Consider the following 19,232-nt stretch of genomic DNA (forward strand, 5'->3'; position numbering starts at 1 on the left):
GCGACAAACCGTGCCCCATTCTGGCCGGCCCGTCACAAAACCAGCGCAAGCGGTGGGCCACCGACACAAAAAAGGCCCCTTGCGGGGCCTTCGAACGAGATGAGGAGCTGTCTTAACCGGGCTGGGGGCCCGGCAGGGCGGGAGGCTGAGCGGAGTCGGACTCCACCTTCTGCTCTTCGTCCTTCATGTTCTTGATGTAGACATCCATCTGGTTGAACGCGATCTCGATGCCGTTTTCGCGGAACAGCTGGTCTATCTTGCGGTTCAGCTCGTCCACCGCCGGGTTGCGATCGCCGAGCTCGCTCACGAAGAAGCGCAACTCGTGATCCAGGGTGCTGGCACCGAAGGTGAGGAAGTAGACGATGGGCGCCGGATCCTTGAGCACGCGGCTGTTCTCGTCCGCCGCCTGCTTGAGCAGGGTGCGGGTCAGCTCCAGATCCGAACCGTAGGCCACACCTACCCGTACGATGACCCGGGTGACCGTATCGCTCAACGACCAGTTGATGAGCCGCTCGGTCATCAGCTGCTGGTTGGGGATGATCACCTCCTTGCGGTCGAAGTCGGTCAGGGTGGTGGCGCGAATGCGGATCCGCGAGACGGTGCCGGAGAAGGAGCCGATGGTGACGGTGTCACCGATCCGCACCGGACGCTCGAACAGTATGATGATGCCGGAGACGAAGTTGGAGAGGATCTCCTTCATGCCAAAACCGATACCGACCGACAGACCACCGGCGACCCACTGCAGCTTGTCCCACTGTACCCCCATCATGGAGAGGGCGGTCAGTGAGCCGACCCCGATCAGCACGTAGTTGAGCATGGTGGTGATGGCGTAGGCCGTGCCCTGGGCCAGGTTCAGCTTGGAGAGCACCAGCACTTCCAGCAGACCCGGCAGGTTGCGGGCCAGCGACCAGGCGCCGCCCAGCAGCAGGAAGCCTATCAGCACGTCGCTCAGGCTGATGGGGAACATCACGGCATTGGCCCCTGTCCCTTCAGTGCGGTGCCACAGCACCATGCTGTCGAGGTAGGAGAAGACCGCCACCAGATCGGACCAGAGCCAGTAGAAGGCGACGCCGAAGATCAGCAGCAGCACGGTGCGGGTCAGACGCAGTGACTGCTGGCTGACATCCTCCAGATCCATGGGTTGCTCTTCGATGGTGTCTCCCCCTTCCGCATCCTCCTGGGCCTTGTGTTCGCGTTTGGCCACCGCACGGCGATAGGCCAGGCGACGGGCCGCGAGCTCAAGGCCGCGCAGGGCGGTACGGTAGACCAGGCTCCAGAGGATGAGCAGGTAGAAGGACTCGATCAGCCGGCCGGTCAGCTTGAGGGCGGTGTAGTAGTAGCCCAGTCCCACCAGCACGATCAGCGCCACCGGTGCCAGTGCCAGGGCGATGGCGGTGATGGACTGCTGCATGCTCGCCTCGCCCTTGATGCGGGCGCGGGAGATGGGGAACACCAGGTAGGCGGCCAGCCCCAGCAGGGCCAGAGTCAGCGCTTGACCCACCACGTCGTTGCCAAGGGAGGAGGGTTCCACCACCGCCTTGGTCGACAGCATGATGAGCGGCAGCAAGGGCACCCAGAGGTAGCGCATGCTGGTGCGCTTGGCCTGCAGATCGGCTTTCGGAATGCGGAAGTGGCTCTCGGCGATGCCGCCCGGTCGCATCACCGCCAGATAGACGCTGAACACCAGATAACCGAGTGCCAGGTTGAGGGTGATCTGGAAAATCAGCTTGGAACTGAGCAGACCGCAGTCAGTCAGCAGCAGGCCGGCAGCCAGGATGAACAGGCTGCCCGGCAGGCGTTGCAGCACGGTATAGCAGAGGGCTGCCGGGGTATGCCACTGGCTGTCCTGGCGAAAGCGCCCCAGATCCTTGGTGATCTTCTTCTGCCGCTCGATCAGCGTCGGACGCTTCCAGATCAGCAGGCCACCTATCAGCAGCAGCGGCAGGGCTAGCAGGGTGATGGGCAGCAAGGTTTCACCCCAGCCGCTCCAGTCCGGTTTCAGCACCCAGTCGGAGGCCTGCTTGTAGGCCTGGGCCGGCCAGCTGATGAACCACTTGCCGTCGATGGGCTTGTTGCTGCTCACCCAGAAGATGTGCTGCTGCAGGGTGAACTCGATGGAGGAGTAGATCCGTGCCAGCTGCTGCTGGGTCAGCTGCAGGCTGATGGCGTTGGTCAGCTGGGCATCCAGCTGGCGGTTGAGCTGATCGAGCAGGCTGATGCGGGTGTCGAGCAGCTTGGAGAGGCTGGCTCTGTCCTCCTCGCTTACCGGCTCGCTGCTGCTTGCGATCAGGTTGTCCAGATACTGGGTCTTCTGGAACAGCTGGTCACGCTGCTGGCTCAGTTCGAACTGGGCCAGGTGCAGGTCGGCAATTTGCTCCTCCAGGTTCTTCACCAGGGTGGAGGGGGAGGACTCCAGCTGCTGGTAGAGCTGATAGAGGATGCGCGACAGCAGCAGGTTGCCCTTGAGCATCTGCACCTGTTCGTTGAGGTTGCGCTCGGTCTGGGTGCCGCGCTCCAGCCAGCTCTTGGCCTGCAGGTTCTTCTGCACCAGCGAGTTGAGGCTGGCGGTGGCGCTGACCAGCTGCTGGCTGAGCTGGTGGTTGAGCTCCTGCTCCTTTTGCACCAGCGGGCTGTCGGCGGCGGCCACCAGCTCACCGGTCTGTTCGGCGGTCTTCTCGGTGTCGCCCAGGCGCTTGGCACTGCTCTGCTCCTGCAGCAGTTGCAGCTTCTGCTCTTCGCTCGCGAGGCGAGCGGTCTGGTAGTCGCGCTGTTTGACCGCCAGATCCTGCATGCTGGTGCGGTTGTCCAGCTCCTTCTGCAGGTTGGCCAGCTGCAGATCCAGCAGGGCCAGCTCGGCATTGAGCTTCATCTTCTCGGCGCTGCTCACCCCGTCACCGGCGTTGAGGCGGGTACGGATCTCCTGACTGCGCTGATAGGCGCGGCTCATGCTGGCCTGGGCCCGTTCCGGCAGGGTCTGCAGGTTGGTGAGCTGGCTGCCGATGGTGCCGAGGGCCTCCTGGGCATCCTGCATGTTGGCCATGACGTCGGGCTGGCGACTCTCCAGTTCGCTCAGACTCATGCTGGCGTATTCGCTCTTGATCTGCTCGGCGCTCTTGCCCTGGGTCAGGGCATCCAGTCTGGCGCTGATGTCGCGCAGCTCGGCCGGCAGGGAGCGAACCCGCTCGTTCTGGCTTCTGGCCTTGCTCTTCTCTTTCTCGATGCTGTCGAGCAGGGTGAGGGTGTCGGTCAGGAATTTCTGGTCGGCCTGCTGGCTGACGGTGAGGGTGTCCGACTTGCCGAGGGCGTCGAGTGCCCGTTGTACGCTGGTTCGTTGGGGCACGTCCTGCGCCATGGCTTGCGGGGCGCAGAGACTGACGAGTAAGCAGAGCAGCGGCAACAGGGTGGCCGAGGCTCTTTTGAACGGTATTGAGAGCATAAAACTTCCGGGTTATTACGCGATATTCGGGAGATGTCCCACTTGGATTAAATCCGCGTGGATTCTAACACCGGGCAGAAAGGGGCAGCAGGGGGGCGAGATAAAAAAAACGGCGCCCGCGGGCGCCGTTTTCAGCTTGTTCAGTTCCGATTAAAGAACGTGAACAGAAGCGGTGTTGGTGGTGCCGCTCGGTACCAGAGCACCGGAGACCATGACAACCACGTCACCCTTCAGACCCATGCCGCTGGCCAGGGCCGCTTCTTTACCGATGCGATAGAAATCGTCGGTGGAGGCGATGCTGTCAACCACGTGAGCAACCACACCCTTGGTCAGCACCAGCTGGGCTGCGGTCTTCTTGTTGGTGGTGATGGCCAGGATCCAGGCTTTCGGGAAGTACTTGCGGATGGCCTTGGCAGACTTGCCGCCTTCGGTGGCAACCACGATCAGCGGGGCGTCCAGCTTCTCGGAGGTCTCTACCGCGCCTTTGCAGACCGCTTCGGTGATGCGCAGCTTGTTGCTGTCGTTGGCAGCAGACAGGTTGGACGGCATCACGGCATCGGTACGCTCGCAGATGGTGGCCATGATGGTCACGGCTTCCAGCGGGTATTTGCCCTTGGCGGACTCACCGGACAGCATGACTGCGTCGGTACCGTCCAGGATGGCGTTGGCCACGTCGCCGGCTTCGGCGCGGGTCGGACGCGGGTTCTTGATCATGGAGTCCAGCATCTGGGTGGCGGTGATGACCACTTTGCGGGCTTTGTTGCACTTCTCGATGATCATCTTCTGGGCGAAGATAACTTCTTCAACCGGGATTTCGACACCCATGTCGCCACGAGCAACCATGATGCCGTCGGAGACAGCCAGGATCTCGTCGAAGTTGTCCAGGCCTTCCTGGTTTTCGATCTTGGAGATGATCTGGATGTTCTCGCCACCGTGGGCTTTCAGGTGCTCACGGATTTCCAGCACGTCTTCTTTCTTGCGAATGAAGGAGGCGGCAACGAAATCAACGCCCTGCTCGCAACCGAAGATCAGGTCGCGCTTGTCTTTCTCGGCCAGGGCCGGCAGCTTGATGGAGACGCCCGGCAGATTGATGCCTTTATTCTCGCCCAGATCGCCGTTGTTCAGTACTTTACAGACTACTTCGCGCTCGGTGATCTCGATGACGTCCAGACCGATCAGGCCATCGTCAACCAGGATGCGGTTGCCGACGCGCAGGTCGTTGGCGAAACCGGCATAGGTCACGGCGACTTTGTCTTTGTTGCCAACCACGGTCTGGTCGGTGGTGAAGGTGAAGGTCTGGCCAGCGACCAGAGCCACGTCGTTGCCGCCTTCCAGCTTGATGGTACGGATTTCCGGACCCTTGGTGTCCAGCAGGATGGCTGCGTGCTTGCCGGTTTCGGCCATGACAGTGCGCAGGTTGCTGATGCGACCACCGTGCTCGGCGTAGTCGCCGTGGGAGAAGTTCAGGCGCATGACGTTCATGCCGGCGTCCAGCATCTTGGCCAGCATTTCTTTGGATTCGGTCTTGGGACCGATGGTGCAGACGATTTTGGTCTTTTTCATGTCAGTCTTCATGGTTAAGGAGTTTCCGCCGTGCAATATACACCAGTTTTTGGATACTTTTTATGATCCAGAAACAACGTTTTGACCAGATAACGTTTTCTTTTCAGGGATAACGTTTTCCTCCCGGCTACTTTTTAGGGCATAAATTAACTGGTCAGCGCAGATTTGGCATAAATGTCGCCATATGTATCTCGGCGCCGGCCCGCCTCGTCAAATGTTGTAAAATGACGATCCCGTCCCTTCATCAAACCGTCATCGGTCCCCGACAAGAATAGACACTCTGCTGCCACCGGAGTGCTGCAAGATGGTCCCTTATCTGTTGCTGTTGTCCGTCGTCCTGCTGGGTGTGCAGGCGCTGCCCGCCAGCTGCTGGCCGGCCGATCCCGCTCCTCGCGATGGCACGCTGCGCGCGTTCGAGCGCCTTGAAAGGCTGCATGCGCAGGCCGCCACGGCACACGCGCAGCAAGGCTTGCCGCGCTCCAATCCCCCGCTTGCCGGGGCGCATCGGCAGCCCTGAGCGGCAGGTTTGAAAACAAGAGGGAGGCCTGGCCTCCCTCTTGTGTTGGGTGCGTCACCGCGCCTTGGCGGCTCAGTTTATCTTGCCCATCTCGATGGCGAAGCTGGTGGCCAGCTGGGCAAACTTGAGGGCGTGGGCAGCCGAGGGATCCGAGTTCTGCAAGGTGTCCCGGGCGGTGTGGATGTTGGGGTTGTAGTCGTTGAAGCGCGACTCGAACGGCATGGCGGCCGGGTAGCCCTGATTATGCCAGGAGGCGTGATCCGAGCAGCCGTAACCACAGCTGTCATAGCCGTAGCGGATCTGGGGCAGATAGGCGTCGAGCAGCTGGGCCAGATAGCCGGTCAGCCCCTGGTCGGTGTAGTCGGTCATGAAGACGATGTCTTCCGCCGAGCCCTGATAGTTGGTCATGTCCAGCTGCAGCGCCGCCAGCACCTTGGTGTTGGCCGCCTTGTAGCGGGTGGCGATGTCCTTGGAGCCGCGCAGTCCCACCTCTTCCGCCGCATAGCCGATGAACTGCAGGGTGCGCTCAGGCTGGCGACCCTGCTCGGCGATGACCCGCAGCACCTCGGTCAGGGTGGCGATGCCGGAGGCATCGTCATCGGCGCCCGGGGCCAGAGTGCGGCTGTTGGGGGCCGAGCCCGCGGTGGAGTCGAGATGACCGCCGAGCACCACCACTTCGTCCGGGTAGCGGCTGCCCTTGAGGGTCAGCACCACGGACTGCTGCGGATAGCCGCTGTGCTTGACCCGGCTGACGCTGGCCCAGGGCAGGGTCGCGCTCAGGGTCTGCCACTGGCCGGCCAGCCAGTCCGCCGACTGCACCCCCGTGGTGGTGGTGTAGTAGCGGTTGCGCCAGCTGGCGAGCTGGCTGATGGTACCGACTATGTTGCCCTGATCCAGATAGGGCAGCAGCCGGTTGACGCTGGCTCCCTGGGTCAGCGGCGGGGCGCTGAACAGGTTCTGGCTGATGGGCTGGGCCATGCTCTGCAGGGCGTCGGCCAGGGTACTGTGCACCACGTAGCCGCCGCAGCGCTGGTGCCCTTCGTGCATCAGGTGGGAGAGGGTGCCAAGCTCGCTTGCCTCGACCTGGGCCAGCTGGATGGGGGCGCCGCTGGCGCTGAACAGGGGGGCCAGCTTGGCCTTCACCTGCTTGAGTTCGACGCCGCTGTCGGCACCGACCGTGATCCAGACGGGCTCGGCGGCCTGTACGGCGAGAGGCAGCAGGGGGAGCAAGAGGGCAGTCAACAAGGGTTTCATGGCGGATCCTTCCAGATTGGTTGTGGGCACATGTGCCAAATGGGTGTCATAAGACGACTGGCCCAGTCTAGCCAAGGAGGCTGAAGGGCGAATTTGCCCATTTGGCGCGGCGCACCCCCAATCCGGTAGGGGTCGCTGCAGGATCTGCTGTCTACTGCGGGCCGGCGAGGGTGGCTGGCGGAGCTTTGTGCTGGTGAGGGGGCGGTGCGCAGGGGGCTCGTGGTCGTGGCGGCACTCGGCCCTGACCTGGGGGGCTGACAAAGGGAGTCAAATTGTGCCATATCGGCGCGAAACGTCGGCGGGAATGGGTGGGGAGGGGCCTGGGTGCCCAAAAGCGCGGGTGTAAAAAGAGGCATAAAAAAGAGGGGCCTTGACCCCTCTGGTTCACTGAATGGCGGTTTATGCGGTGGCCTGAGCCAGCATGCCGAGGGCTATCTCCCGCTCCCCCATGATCACCTTGTCCGCCCCCTGCCTGGTGAGGAAGCTCACCTCGTCGTCGCTGTGGGCACGGGCGATCACCCGGATGGTCGGGTTGATGAGCCTGGCCTGGGCGATGGCCTCGCCGGCCTCGAAGCTGTTGGGGATGGCCACCAGCAGCCAGCTGGCGTCGGCGATGGCGGCGCGGCACAACACCTCGTCATCGGCCACGTTGCCGTTGACGTGGGGAATGTCGGCCTGGCGCAGGCTCTCCAGCCGGTGCGGATCCTGCTCGATCACCACCAGCTCGCGCCCGGCCTGCTGCAGGCCGCTCACCAGCAGACGGCCGACCCGGCCATAGCCCACCAGTATGGTGTGGCCTTTCATCTCCACCGGCGGGCATGTGCACTCGGCCAACACCTGGGTGTTGTCGGCGTCCGGCTGTTTCTCCAGGTAGCGCTCGACGGCGTTGAACACCAGCGGGTTGAGCATGATGGAGAGACTGGCGCCCACCAGGATCAGGTCACGGGCTCCTTCCGGCACTAGTTTTAGCACTATGGCTAGGCCGATGAGGATGAAGGAGAACTCGCCGATCTGGGCCAGGCTGGCGGAGATGGTGAGGGCGGTGCGCTTGCTATAGCGAAACAGCCGCACGATGGCGTAGGCCGCCGCCGACTTGCCGAACATGATGATGAACAGGGTGGCCAGCACCGCCAGCGGCTCGGTCAGCAGCACCGCCGGGTTGAACAGCATGCCCACCGAGACGAAGAACAGCACGGCGAAGGCGTCCTGCAGCGGCAGGGTGTTGTTGGCGGCGCGGTGGCTCAGCTCGGAGCGGTTCATGACGATGCCGGTGAAGAAGGCGCCAAGGGCGAAGGAGACGCCGAACAGCTTGACCGCGCCGAAGGCGATGCCAAGGGAGCAGGTCAGAACCGCCAGGGTGAACAGCTCGCGCGAGCCGGTGCTGGCGGTGTGGGTCAGCAGCCAGGGGATGAAGCGGCTGCCCACTACCATCATCAGCGCCACGAACAGGCTCACCTTGCCGAGGGTCCAGCCCAGATCCAGCGCTATGCTCTGCCAGCTCATGGCCTGCTCGCCGAACCGGATGTCGGCGATGATGGGCAGCATCACCAGCGCCAGCACCATCACCAGATCCTCGACGATGAGCCAGCCGATGGCGATGCGCCCCTGCAGGGTCTCCAGATTCTGACGGCTCTCCAGCGCCCGCAGCAGCACCACGGTACTGGCGGTGGAGAGGGCGAGGCCGAACATCAGACCGGCGACCGGATCCCACCCCAGCAGCGAGGCGAGCCCCATGCCGAGCAGGGTGGCGACCGCGATCTGGGCGATGGCGCCCGGGATGGCGATCCGCTTTACCGACATCAGATCGCGAAAGGAGAAGTGCAGCCCCACTCCGAACATCAACAGGATGACCCCCAGCTCCGCCAGCTCGGGCACCAGCTTCATGTCGGCCACGTACCCCGGGGTGAAGGGGCCCGAGATGACGCCGGCCGCCAGATAGCCCACCATGGGGGAGATCTTGAGGCGCTGGGCCAGCATGCCGAGGATGTAGGCCAGCACGAAGCCGCCGACCAGGGTGGTAATCAGGGGAAGGGAGTGGTCCATGTCGTCACCTCGCTAATGGCAGTCAGGGGGCTACCAGATCACCGCGCGGGTGAAGAGGGCAGCTGTCAATGAGCAGGGGGCGAAAGAGACAGATGCTGGTCCCGTGCACGGGGCGTGTCTGAGGGACAACAGTTGCCGTTTCTGTTGAAAAATAATACGTTTTTGGCGTAAAAGCAATCTTTATCCACATTTAAAGGGATTTTTGAGATTAAAAGTGGATAAGTGTTACTTTTAAGGTGAGGGGCTCTATTTTTATTGACCTGGCTTGGCAGCATTAATCAATCGGTGATGATTTTTGTGGCCAGGGCGAGCGCAGCCTGGCCTCACAAAAAAAGCGGCCGACCGGCCGCTTCGTTGCATTCAGAGCTGGGGGCAGACCCCCGGGTTCACTGACCCTTGGCGATCCCCTCCCGGCGCGGATCGGCGGCGCCCAGCCAGCCGCCGGCGTTGCGTTGCACCCCCTGCAGGCCCGAGGTCTGCTCGCTCAGCACCACCTCGTGCCCCTTCGCCTTGAGCGCCTCGACCACGGCGGTCGGGGTGCGGCCCGCCTCCAGCTCGGTGGGGCCGTTGCGACTGCCGAAGTTGGGCAGATTGATCGCCTGTTGCAGGTTGAGCCCCCAATCCTGGGTGCCCAGCAGCGTCTTGCCCACGTAGTTGATGATGGCTGAGCCCCCCGGGGAGCCCAGGCTCATCTCCAGCTCGCCGCTGCTCTTGTCAAACACCAGCAGGGGGGACATGGAGGAGCGCGGTCGCTTGCCCGGCTCCACCCGGTTGGCCACCGGCAGCCCGGCGGCATCCAGCGAGGTGAAGGAGAAGTCGGTGAGCTGGTTGTTGAGCAGGTAGCCGTTGACCATCAGCCGCGAGCCGAAGCCGTCTTCGATGGAGCTGGTCATGGAGACCGCCATCCCCGCCTTGTCGACGATGGAGATGTGGCTGGTGGAGGGGAGCTCAGGGGTCGCATCCTGGCCGCGAGCCGGCGCCAGCGGCGGGGTGCCCGCGTTGGCCAGCCCCATGGAGCGCTCGCCGATGAGGGCGCCGCGCCGGGCCAGATAGTGCTTGTCGAGCAGGCCGCTGACGGGGACCGCCACATAGTCGCTGTCCGCCACGTACTGGTTGCGATCGGCAAAGGCGAGCCGCGCCGCCTCGCTGTAAAGGTGGATCGCCTCGGCGGAGGCGGCCGGCTGGCCCTGCTCCCCTTGTACCGGCTTGAGGGCCGCCATGTCGCGGCTCTCCAGCATGCCGAAGATCTGGCCGAGCGCTATGGTGCCGGACGAGGGGGACGGAAAGCCGCACACCCGGCTCTGGCGATAGTCAAAGCAGAGGCCGTCGCGCAGCTTGGCGCGGTAGCTGGCCAGATCGACGGCGCTCAGCACCCCGGGGTTGGTCGGGTGGGCGTGCACCTTGGCCACCATGGCCTCGGCCAGCGGGCCGCGATAGAAGGCGTCCGGCCCCTTGCTTGCCAGGGTACGCAGCACCTTGGCCAGGGCCGGGTTGGTCAGCCGGCTGCCCGCCGCTCTGGGGCTGCCGTCGGCCTGATAGAAGTAGGCCCGCGCATCCGGGTCTTTTGCAAGATAGGGATCCTTGGTCAGCAGCGCGGCCAGCCGCGGGCTTATCACGAATCCCTGCTCCGCGAGGGTGATGGCGGGCTCGAACAAGCTGGCCCAGGGCAGCTTGCCGTAACGCTGGTGGGCCAGCGCCAGTGCCCGCACCGTGCCGGGGGCGCCCACCGAGCGCCCGCCCACCACGCCGTCGTAGAAGGCCATCGGCTTGCCATCCTTCATGAACAGCTGATCGGTGGCGGCGGTGGGGGCCGTCTCGCGACCATCCACGGCGGCTACCTGTTTGCCGTCCCACACCAGCATGAGGGAGCCACCGCCGATGCCGGAGGATTGCGGCTCCACCAGGGTCAGCACCAGCTGCACCGCGATGGCGGCATCCACCGCACTGCCGCCGGCCTGGATCATCTGGTAGCCCGCCTCCACCGCCAGCGGGTTGGCGGCAGCCACCATGAAGTCGTGACCCTGCCAGCCCTGCTTCTCTTGCCAGCCGCTGGCGGCCTCCGGCGCGATCAGGGTGTGGGCGGGGGGCGTTTGCGGGCTCTGCTGAGCGGCGCAGCCGGCCAGCAGAGCGAGGGCGATGGCCAGCCCCAGCGGTTTGCGCAACATGACACTCTCCTTGTCTGTTTTATGAGCATGAAGGGCGACTATGTCACGATTGGCGCTAATGACTCAAGTTGTCGAATCAGATCAACAAGTTACTCATCTATCAACAAGTCGTACCGGCGCCCGCCCATAAAAAAACCGCCCGGAGGCGGTTTTTTGCAATCAGGCTGAGCCATTTCGCTTAGATGGACTGCTCTTCACCGCCCAGGGCGGCGAACAGGGCCGGGATGAACTGGGCCAGCTCGGCGGTGACCAGGGCGAAGTCGGCATCCAGACGGGCGGCCGGATCTTCGCTGGTGACGTCGTCGTTCTGCTCGCGCAGCTCTTCGCTGAATTTGAGGCGCTTGATGGAGAGGTCATCCCCTAGCACGAAGCTCAGGGTCTCGCCCCAGTTGAGGGCCAGTTTGGTCACCAGCTTGTCGTTGGCCAGGTGGTTCTTGATCTCGTCGCTCATCAGATCCTGCTGCTTGCAGCGGATGATGCCACCGTGCTCCATGGCGCTGCGCAGCTCGGCCTCGTCCTCCAGAGTGAAGGAGGCGGGCAGGTTGCCCTCGTTCAGCCACTCGGTCATGGTGATCTCGGGCGGGTTCTTGAGGGCCACCGGCACCACCGGCAGGGTGCCGATGGACTTGCGCAGCAGAGCCAGCAGATCGTCCGCCTTCTTGGCGGAGCCCGCGTCGACCACCATCAGGTTGTCGGCCGGGTTGATCCAGGCGAAGGTCTGGCTGGTGCGGCTGAAGGCGCGCGGCAGCAGGGTGTGCATGATCTCTTCCTTGAGCGCTTCCTTCTCTTTCTTCTTGAGGGCGCGGCCCTGTTCGAACTCGATCGCCTCTACCTTCTCCGCCAGCATCTCCTTGACCACGGTGCCGGGCAGCATCTTCTCTTCCTTGCGAGCGCACAGCAGGATGTGGCCGGCGGCGGAGTGGGTCAGGGTGGAGCCGAATTTGCCAAGGGGCTTGACCCACCCGAACCGGGAGATGTCCTGGCTGCCGCACGGGGTGAAGGCACAGGCTTCCAGCTGGGTTTCCAGCTGCTCGACGGTCAGCTCGAAGGGGCGGGTAAAGCGATAAATCTGCAGGTTTTTAAACCACATGGCGTCCTCGGTCTCATAGATTGTCCGGCGGGCATTGTACTAGAGAGGCGCTTTGTGATCAGCCAATCATTCTTGCTAAATAAAGGGCGATCGACTTCACAGGGAGTCATATCCGTCCCCAAAGCCGTCATCAAACTCCCCTAGACTGCGGATGTTAAGGTTGTTAACAAGGATACCAATATGCTGAGGGCGAGTCGGTCCGACGACATGGACGAGATCGTCGAGATCTGGTTGCTGGCCTCCCTGCAGGCCCATGATTTTGTCGATGCCTCCTGCTGGTGGCAGGCGCAGGAAGACCTGCGCACCCGCTATCTCGAGCGCGCCCGCATCTGGGTGTTCGAGGAGCGCGGCGAGCTGCTCGGCTTCATGGCGCTGGTGGATGACTACCTGGCCGCCCTGTTCGTGCGCCCCGACCGTCAGGGGCGGGGGGTGGGCCATGCCCTGCTGCAGGAGGCCAAGTCCAAGGGGGCCAGGCTGCATGCGCGGGTCTTCGTGGAAAACGATCAGGCGGTGCGCTTCTATCGTCGCCACGGTTTCGTGATCGAGGGGGAGCTGGCCGACCCGCTTACCGGTCATCCCCAGTACCAGATGTGCTGCGAGCCCGCCTGAATCTGACGCCAGCACCCGGTCCGGCTTGAAAAAAGGGAGGCATATCCTCATCTTGTCTGCATCGGGTGCTGCTGGCACCACCTCCATACGAGCCGTTTTTTCATGAAGATCCTGCATACCGCCGACTGGCACCTTGGCCATCAACTCCATGGCCATGATCGCCGTTTTGAACACGACGCCTTTCTCGACTGGCTGGCCGACACCATCAAGAGCCGCGACATCGACGCCCTGCTGGTGGCGGGCGATCTGTTTGACACCGCCAACCCCCCCGCCAGCGCCTGGCAGCAGCTCTACCGTTTCCTGGCCAGGCTGCGCGCCGACCATCCCGCACTGGAGATGGTGCTCATCGGCGGCAACCACGACTCCCCCTCCAAGCTGGATGCTCCCCACGAGCTGCTGCGCGCCTTCGACCTGCATCTGGTGGGCAGCATCAGCCGGGACGACGAGGGGCGCCTCGAGACCGAGCGTCTGCTGGTGCCGCTGCGAGGCAAAAACGGCGAGGTGGCCGCCTGGTGTGCCGCCGTGCCGTTTCTGCGCAGCAGCGATCTGCGCCCGGAAGGGCTCAGCGAGGGGCAGGACAGACTCATCGAAGGGGTGCGCCAGGTCTATGAAGCGGTGCTGAGCGAAGGGCGGGCGCGCTGCAATCCGGATCAGGCCCTCATCGCCATGGGCCACGCCTATCTGGCGGCGGGCCAGCTCTCCGAGCTCTCCGAGCGGCGAGTGCTTGGTGGCAACCAGCACGCCCTGCCTGCCGAGCTGTTTGCCGCCGCCGATTACACGGCGCTGGGCCACCTGCACCTGGCCCAGAGTCCGGCCGATGGGGTGCACTACAGCGGCTCGCCGCTGCCGCTCTCGCTGGCCGAGGCGAACTACAACCATCAGGTGCTGGAGGTGACGTTTGAGGGGGGCAAGCTGGCCCGCCTTGAGCGGATCCCGGTGCCCCGCGCGGTGGAGATGATCCGGCTGCCCCAGAGCGGCCTCGACGAGGCGCTCCAGGCCATCGAGGCGCTGGACCTGCCCGCTTGCCCGCAGCAGGCACAGCCCTTCCTCGAGGTGCGGCTGCTGCTGCCCAAACCCGAGGCCCGCATCCGCGAGCGCGTGCTGGCCGCCATCGGCGACAAGCCGGTGCGCCTGGCCCGCATCACAACCAGCTATCAGGGCTCGGGGCAGGGGCTGGCGGACGGCGCCGGCCAGCGCCGGCTCGATGAGCTCTCCCCCACAGAAGTGTTCCGCCTCTGTTATCAGCGTCAGTTTGACGGAGAGCCGGAGGCTGAGCTGGTGGCGTCGTTTGAAGAGATCCTGGAGCAGGTGAAGGAGGCCAATGCATGAAAATCTTGTCGCTGTCAGGGGAGAATCTGGCCAGCCTGACCGGCCCCTTTACCATCGATTTTGCCGGTGGCGCCCTGGGATCCGCCGGCCTGTTTGCCATCACCGGCAATACCGGCGCCGGCAAAAGCACCCTGCTCGATGCCATCTGTCTGGCGCTCTTTGATGAGATGCCGCGCTTTATCGCCAATCGCAAGAACGTGGCCGAAGTGGGCCGCATGGATGACGAGGAGAAGCTCAAGGCCAACGACGTGCGCGGCATCCTCAGCCGCGGCCACGCCAGCGGTTTTGCCGAGGTACAGTTTCGCGGCTGCGACGGCCGGGTCTGGCTGGCCCGCTGGGCGGTGCGCCGGGCCCGCAACCGCGCCGAGGGGCGCTTTCAGGCTCAGGAGCGCAGCCTGACCGACGTGGCGTCGGGCCAGGTGTTCAGTGGCAGCAAGCGGGAGCTGCAGGATCGCATCGACGAGCTGGTGGGGCTCTCCTGGGAGCAGTTTCGCCGCGCCGTCATCCTGCCGCAGGGGGAGTTTGCCGCCTTCCTCAAATCGAGCGCCGACGAGCGTTCGGCCCTGCTCGAACGGATGACCGGCACCGAGCTCTACTCCGCCATTTCAGTCCAGACCCATGAGCGGGCGCGGGAGGAGCAGCAGCAACTGGCCGCCATCAGCCAGCGGCTCGGCGACGTGGCGCTGATGAACGAGGCGACCCGCGAGCAGTGGGTGAGCCAGCAGGTCAGCCTCGCCACCAGCCTCAAACACGAGCAGCAACAACAGCAACTGATGCAGGACTTGCGCGACCTCAGCGGCCGCATCGCCGCCCAGTTGCAGGCTTGTCAGGAGGGGGAGGCGGCCCTTGCCGCCGCAGAGGTGGCCCACGGTGCGGCCGCCCCCGAGCGCGAGGAGTTTGCCCGCGCCGAGCAGGCCCAGGTGGCCCGCGCCGATCACGACGAGCTGGCTCGCCTGACCCTGGAGGTGCAGCAGCAGGAGAAACTGCTGGCCGAGCTCGGCCCCGAGCTTGGCAAGCTGGAGGAGCAGACCCAGCAGAGCGCCCTCACCGAGCAGCAGCTGCTGGCAGAGAAGATCGCCGCCGAGCGCGAGTGGGGCGCCCTGCAGCCCGAGCTCAAGCGGGCGCAGGAGCTCGATACCCGCATCAGGGAAAAGCAGCAGCAACTGCAGAAGATCCAGCAGGAGGGAACGCAGGAGCGGGAGGTGCAGCTCACCCTGGAGCAGGGCTGGCACCAGCAGCGCCAGCAGGTGGAGCTGCTCAAGGCCCAGCACCAGCAGTGGGGCGCCTGGCTTGAGGAGCACAAGGAGCTGGCGCCGGTGGCCCGCCAATGGCAGCCCCTGCTCACCGCCATGCAGGATTGGGCCGAAGATGCCGACAGGCTGCAGCAGCTGCTCACCCTGCGTGAGCACAAGCTGCGCGCCCTCAGGCAGTTGCAGCACCAGCTGGAGCAGGGGCAGCAGGAGCGCGACTACTGGCAGCGCGAACAGGAGCGGCTGCAGCAGCAACAGCACGAGCTGCAGGAGCTGCAGTGGGAGGGGCGCCTGGCCAAGGCGCAGGAGCAGTGGCAGCAGCAGACCGAACAGCTGGGTCAACTGCGCCAGCTGCTGGAGCTGGCCGACTATGGCCGCAATCACGGCGAGCAGCATGGTCGCCTGCAGCAGGAGATAGCCCAGCTGGAACAGGCGCTCGGCAAGCTGGCCATTCTCGGCGACGAGCTGGCGCCGGCCCGTGAGCGGCTCGCCCTGCAGCGGGACGAGGCGCGCCACGCGCTGGAGCAGTCCCGTGCCATCGCCAGTTTCGAGCAGCATCGCCACATCTTACGCGACGGTGAACCCTGTCCCCTCTGCGGCGCCGCGGAGCACCCCTATCACCAGAGCCAACCACAGGTGGCGGGTATTCTGGGCCAGCTGGCGGAGCGCGCCCGCGGCCTCGAGCTCGAGTGGGAGCGGCTCAATCACCAATACATTCAGTGTGAGAGCGAGCGCCAGGAGCTGGCCCGTCAGCTGGCGGTGCGCCAGCAACATCTGCCGGAGCTGGAGACCCGTGCCGAGCAGCTGACCTTGCGCTGGCAACAGCTCGGGGGCGATACCCTGCTTGGCCATCCGCTGCCGCTAGGTCAGAGCCCAATCGAGTGGAATGAATTGATGAGCATCCTGCTCGGCCGTGGCCAGAGCCTGGAGCAGGGGCTGGCCCGTAGCCAGCAGCAACTGCGTGAGGCCCAGCAGGGGCAGCAGCAGTTGCAGGCCGTGCGCCAGCAGTTGAGCCAGCTGGCCAGCCAGCACCAGCAGTTCGAGCAGCAGTGGCAGGAGGCAGACCGCCAGCGCATCGCCCTGGAGGGGGAGGTGAAGGCCATGGGCGAGCAGGAGGCGATCCTGCGCCAGCGCCTCGAGCAGGGGGGCAACCGGCTCGACGAGCAGATGGGGGGCCAGCCCTGGCGCCAGTGGCTGGGCAGCCAGCAGTGGCTCGAGTGGCAGCGGGCGTGCGAGGCCTGGCTGCACGGCCAGAGCGAGTGGGAGCGGCTGGCTGGCGAGATTGCCAGCCTCACCCCTGCCCTGAGCGCCCAGGAGGCGCGCCTGCAGACCCAGCGCGAGCTGCTGCACAAGCTCGAGCGCGACTACAAGGAGCATGAACAGCAGCGGCAGGGGCTGGTCACCAGCCGCGCCACCTGTCTGGGGGGCGAGGAGATTGCCCAGGTCGAGCATCGCTGGCAGCAGCGGCTGCAGCAACTGGCCAGCGAGTTGGAGATGATGCAGGGGGCGGCCCGCGCCCTGCGCGAGCGCCAGACCGAGCTCAAGACCCGTCTCAGCCATCTGGAGCAGGAGAAGCAGGTGAGCAGCCGGCGCCGACGGGAGGTGCTGGGGCGCTGGGCTGCTCACGCCAGCAGCCTCGGCATCGCCGAATATGACCTGCGCCGCCTGCTGGCCATGAGCCCGGATGAGCTCAAGGCGCGGCGCGCTGCCCTGCAGGCGCTGGAGGATGCCCGCGCCGAGGCGCGTACCCGCTTGACCGAGCGGCAGCGGGCGCTGGCGCTGGAGGAGAGCAAGCGGGATCGTTACCGCGAGCATCACCCCGAGCTGGCAGCGCTGGCGCCAGAGGAGCTCGACAGCCGGCTGACGGCGCTGGAGGCGCACTGCCGTGCCCTCGACGAGCAGCTGTTCCAGTGCAAGAGCACGCTGGCCCAGGCCGAGGCAGCGACCCTCAAGGCGGGCACCCTGCAGGAGGAGCTGGCCGCCCAGCAGGCGGTGGCGGATCACTGGCAGCAACTCTCCGATCTCATCGGTTCGGCCAGCGGCGCCAAGCTGCGTACCTTCGCCCAGAGCCTCACCCTGGAGCGGTTGCTGCTGGAGGCCAACGCCCAGCTTGCCGAGCTCTCCCCTCGCTATCGACTGGAGCGGGTGCCCGGCACCGATCTGGCGCTGCAGGTGGTGGATCTCGACATGGGGGACGAGGTGCGCTCGGTGGACTCCCTCTCCGGCGGCGAGAGCTTCCTGGTGTCGCTGGCGCTGGCGCTGGCCCTCTCCAGCCTGTCGTCGCGCCAGACCCAGGTCGAATCGCTCTTTATCGACGAGGGCTTCGGCACCCTGGATCCCGACAGCCTGGATCTGGCGCTCTCAAGCCTGGACTCCCTGCAGGCGGCCGGCCGCCAGATCGGGGTCATCTCCCACGTGCAGACCCTGGTGGAGCGGATCGGCGTGCAGGTGAGGGTGGAGGCTCTCGGCGGCGGCGAAAGCCGGGTGGTGCTGCCCTAAGCCCCTACTTCGCTTTGCTGAGAAATCGCAGCCCCGTCATCTGGCGGGGCTTTTTTGTTTCAGTGTTTCGTCAATCTGGTCGCTTGAGCTAGGTCCATGCCCGCGTATCGCGGGAAACGAGAGTGAGGGGTTGACCCCGGTCTTGCATCCATCTGCCCGCAAGAGGGAATGGTCAATGACATTGATGCCTGAAAGGATCCTGGCTCGCATCGCGATGCGGCCACGCAGTGACGCGCTGTATTTCATCTGGTTCTGCTGGGGCCTGGCGTTGCTGCTCTATGTGGCGGGATCTGCATATTACAAATTACCCATAGTGCCGTTGCTACTGATGGTGCTGCTGTTGATGGTGGAGAAAACCAAGATGTTTGGACGAAAGCGCAATGAGTCTGAGATGGTCGGGGCGGGGAGCACGACGACGGTGATCGCCAAGGGGGCCCGTTTCAAGGGCGAGTTGCAGGTGGAGGGTAATCTGGATGTGTATGGCCAGTTCGTCGGGACGCTGCAACTGAACGGCGGGACGGTACGCATCATGGAAGGCGGCCGGATTGAAGGGGATGTCAGCGCAGCCCATGTGATCATCAATGGCACCCTGGACGGCACCTGCGCCTCGAGCGAGGTGGAGATACTCGAAAGCGGCAAGATGAAGGGGTTGTTCAAGGGCGGGAGCCTCTCCATCCGCAAGGGAGGCCAGTTTGTCGGCCAGTCCCAGTCTCAGGAGGAGCAGAAGGGCGAGAGCAAGGGCAACGTCAAGCAACTGCAGCCTGAAGGTAAAAACAAGGCTGCCGATACCGTCGAGGTGGTGGCCAAACAGGCCTGATCAAAAGAGGGGCGAGTACGCCCCTCTCTGCAGACAAGGGATTAACTGCGTCGCTCTGGCAGCATATTGGTCAGGGTGTTGTCCTTGAGCACGTGGTGGTGGTAGATGGATGCCGCCGCGTGCAGGGCAATCAGGGCATAGCCAATGTTGGCCAGCGTCTCGTGCAGCTCCTTGATGGTGCCCTTCAGGCCGTCGTTGGGGGCGATGAGGGCGGGAAGCTCAAGGCCGAAGAAGGGGATGGGCTTGCCGCCCGCGCTCAGCAGCAGCCAGCCCAGCAGCGGGGTGAGGATCAGGAAGCCATAGAGCGCCAGGTGGGCGAGCTTGGCCAGCTTGAGCATCAGGGGGGAGAGCTCGGGCACGATGCGCGGTGAGGGGCTGCTCGCGCGTACCAGCAGACGTACTACCACCAGCGCCAGGATCAGCAGACCCACCATGAAGTGAAACTCCTTCATCAGGTCGCGGCCGGCCGACCCTTTGGGGAAGATGTCCCTGAACTCCATCAGCGCATAGACGGCGATCATCAGCAGCAGGGTCAACCAGTGCAGCCCTATGCTCAGGCTGCCATAACGTTGTTCGGTATTTTTCAACATGTTCGTATCCTTCTCGGGGCTTGCATTGCATCACGGGTGGTCTCATCGGGTGGGCGTCCTGCCTCCGGGC

Annotated in this window: 12 protein-coding genes; 5 read left to right on the forward strand and 7 right to left on the reverse strand. The window is 64.5% G+C overall.

Annotated features, from left to right (window positions below):
- Positions 1-112: 112 nt before the first annotated feature.
- Both mscK and pykF read right to left on the reverse strand, forming a co-directional pair.
- Positions 113-3,436 (reverse strand): mechanosensitive channel MscK, encoded by a 3,324-nt coding sequence (gene mscK / locus AB5Y98_RS02765; RefSeq protein ID WP_368231280.1) that lies wholly within the window; start codon positions 3,434-3,436, stop codon positions 113-115.
- Between the two features lie 150 nt (positions 3,437-3,586).
- Positions 3,587-4,999 (reverse strand): pyruvate kinase PykF, encoded by a 1,413-nt coding sequence (gene pykF, locus AB5Y98_RS02770; RefSeq protein ID WP_368231281.1) that lies wholly within the window; start codon positions 4,997-4,999, stop codon positions 3,587-3,589.
- A gap of 304 nt (positions 5,000-5,303) precedes the next feature.
- Between pykF and AB5Y98_RS02775 the strand changes: the two genes are divergently transcribed.
- Complete coding sequence (locus AB5Y98_RS02775) at positions 5,304-5,516, forward strand: hypothetical protein (protein ID WP_208201024.1); 213 nt, start codon at positions 5,304-5,306, stop codon at positions 5,514-5,516.
- Positions 5,517-5,588: 72 nt separating this feature from the next.
- Here the strand turns inward: AB5Y98_RS02775 and AB5Y98_RS02780 are convergent, their stop codons facing one another.
- The 4 genes from AB5Y98_RS02780 to rdgC all read right to left on the reverse strand — a co-directional run bounded on the left by AB5Y98_RS02780 (position 5,589) and on the right by rdgC (position 12,068).
- Positions 5,589-6,770, reverse strand: coding sequence for a M28 family metallopeptidase (locus AB5Y98_RS02780; protein ID WP_336290693.1), 1,182 nt, complete (start codon positions 6,768-6,770; stop codon positions 5,589-5,591).
- Positions 6,771-7,169: 399 nt separating this feature from the next.
- Positions 7,170-8,813: a YbaL family putative K(+) efflux transporter gene (ybaL, locus tag AB5Y98_RS02785; RefSeq protein ID WP_336290694.1), complete on the reverse strand. Its 1,644-nt coding sequence runs from the start codon at positions 8,811-8,813 to the stop codon at positions 7,170-7,172.
- A gap of 386 nt (positions 8,814-9,199) precedes the next feature.
- Positions 9,200-10,978, reverse strand: coding sequence for a gamma-glutamyltransferase (gene ggt / locus AB5Y98_RS02790; protein WP_368231282.1), 1,779 nt, complete (start codon positions 10,976-10,978; stop codon positions 9,200-9,202).
- Between the two features lie 178 nt (positions 10,979-11,156).
- A complete protein-coding gene (gene rdgC, locus AB5Y98_RS02795; RefSeq protein WP_005303149.1) occupies positions 11,157-12,068 on the reverse strand; it encodes a recombination-associated protein RdgC in 912 nt (303 codons plus the stop codon).
- Between the two features lie 180 nt (positions 12,069-12,248).
- On the opposite strand from rdgC, the gene AB5Y98_RS02800 reads away from it, so the two are divergent.
- From AB5Y98_RS02800 to AB5Y98_RS02815, 4 genes are all read left to right on the forward strand, one after another.
- Entirely contained in the window at positions 12,249-12,677 is a 429-nt protein-coding gene (locus tag AB5Y98_RS02800; RefSeq protein ID WP_005303147.1) for a GNAT family N-acetyltransferase, read from the forward strand.
- A 102-nt stretch (positions 12,678-12,779) separates the two neighbouring features.
- On the forward strand, positions 12,780-14,006 hold the full coding sequence (locus AB5Y98_RS02805) for an exonuclease SbcCD subunit D C-terminal domain-containing protein (RefSeq protein WP_368231283.1): 1,227 nt from the start codon (positions 12,780-12,782) through the stop codon (positions 14,004-14,006).
- Complete coding sequence (locus AB5Y98_RS02810; RefSeq protein ID WP_368231284.1) at positions 14,003-17,755, forward strand: AAA family ATPase; 3,753 nt, start codon at positions 14,003-14,005, stop codon at positions 17,753-17,755. The genes AB5Y98_RS02805 and AB5Y98_RS02810 overlap by 4 nt, the downstream gene beginning before the upstream one ends.
- A gap of 175 nt (positions 17,756-17,930) precedes the next feature.
- Entirely contained in the window at positions 17,931-18,572 is a 642-nt protein-coding gene (locus AB5Y98_RS02815; RefSeq protein WP_368231285.1) for a polymer-forming cytoskeletal protein, read from the forward strand.
- Positions 18,573-18,613: 41 nt separating this feature from the next.
- Here AB5Y98_RS02815 and AB5Y98_RS02820 read toward each other — a convergent pair whose 3' ends face one another.
- Complete coding sequence (locus AB5Y98_RS02820; protein ID WP_017765108.1) at positions 18,614-19,162, reverse strand: cytochrome b; 549 nt, start codon at positions 19,160-19,162, stop codon at positions 18,614-18,616.
- Between the last annotated feature and the right edge of the window lie 70 nt (positions 19,163-19,232).

It is taken from the genome of Aeromonas sp. s3, from assembly GCF_040907805.1.
In the GTDB taxonomy this organism is placed as follows: domain Bacteria; phylum Pseudomonadota; class Gammaproteobacteria; order Enterobacterales; family Aeromonadaceae; genus Aeromonas; species Aeromonas dhakensis.

What these genes read in the sequence shown, in the direction of transcription:
- mscK (WP_368231280.1), bottom strand. Translation starts at nt 3,436, where the DNA reads ATGCTCTCAATACCGTTCAAAAGAGCCTCGGCCACCCTGTTGCCGCTG.
- pykF (WP_368231281.1), bottom strand. Translation starts at nt 4,999, where the DNA reads ATGAAAAAGACCAAAATCGTCTGCACCATCGGTCCCAAGACCGAATCC.
- AB5Y98_RS02775 (WP_208201024.1), top strand. Translation starts at nt 5,304, where the DNA reads ATGGTCCCTTATCTGTTGCTGTTGTCCGTCGTCCTGCTGGGTGTGCAG.
- AB5Y98_RS02780 (WP_336290693.1), bottom strand. Translation starts at nt 6,770, where the DNA reads ATGAAACCCTTGTTGACTGCCCTCTTGCTCCCCCTGCTGCCTCTCGCC.
- ybaL (WP_336290694.1), bottom strand. Translation starts at nt 8,813, where the DNA reads ATGGACCACTCCCTTCCCCTGATTACCACCCTGGTCGGCGGCTTCGTG.
- ggt (WP_368231282.1), bottom strand. Translation starts at nt 10,978, where the DNA reads ATGTTGCGCAAACCGCTGGGGCTGGCCATCGCCCTCGCTCTGCTGGCC.
- rdgC (WP_005303149.1), bottom strand. Translation starts at nt 12,068, where the DNA reads ATGTGGTTTAAAAACCTGCAGATTTATCGCTTTACCCGCCCCTTCGAG.
- AB5Y98_RS02800 (WP_005303147.1), top strand. Translation starts at nt 12,249, where the DNA reads ATGCTGAGGGCGAGTCGGTCCGACGACATGGACGAGATCGTCGAGATC.
- AB5Y98_RS02805 (WP_368231283.1), top strand. Translation starts at nt 12,780, where the DNA reads ATGAAGATCCTGCATACCGCCGACTGGCACCTTGGCCATCAACTCCAT.
- AB5Y98_RS02810 (WP_368231284.1), top strand. Translation starts at nt 14,003, where the DNA reads ATGAAAATCTTGTCGCTGTCAGGGGAGAATCTGGCCAGCCTGACCGGC.
- AB5Y98_RS02815 (WP_368231285.1), top strand. Translation starts at nt 17,931, where the DNA reads ATGACATTGATGCCTGAAAGGATCCTGGCTCGCATCGCGATGCGGCCA.
- AB5Y98_RS02820 (WP_017765108.1), bottom strand. Translation starts at nt 19,162, where the DNA reads ATGTTGAAAAATACCGAACAACGTTATGGCAGCCTGAGCATAGGGCTG.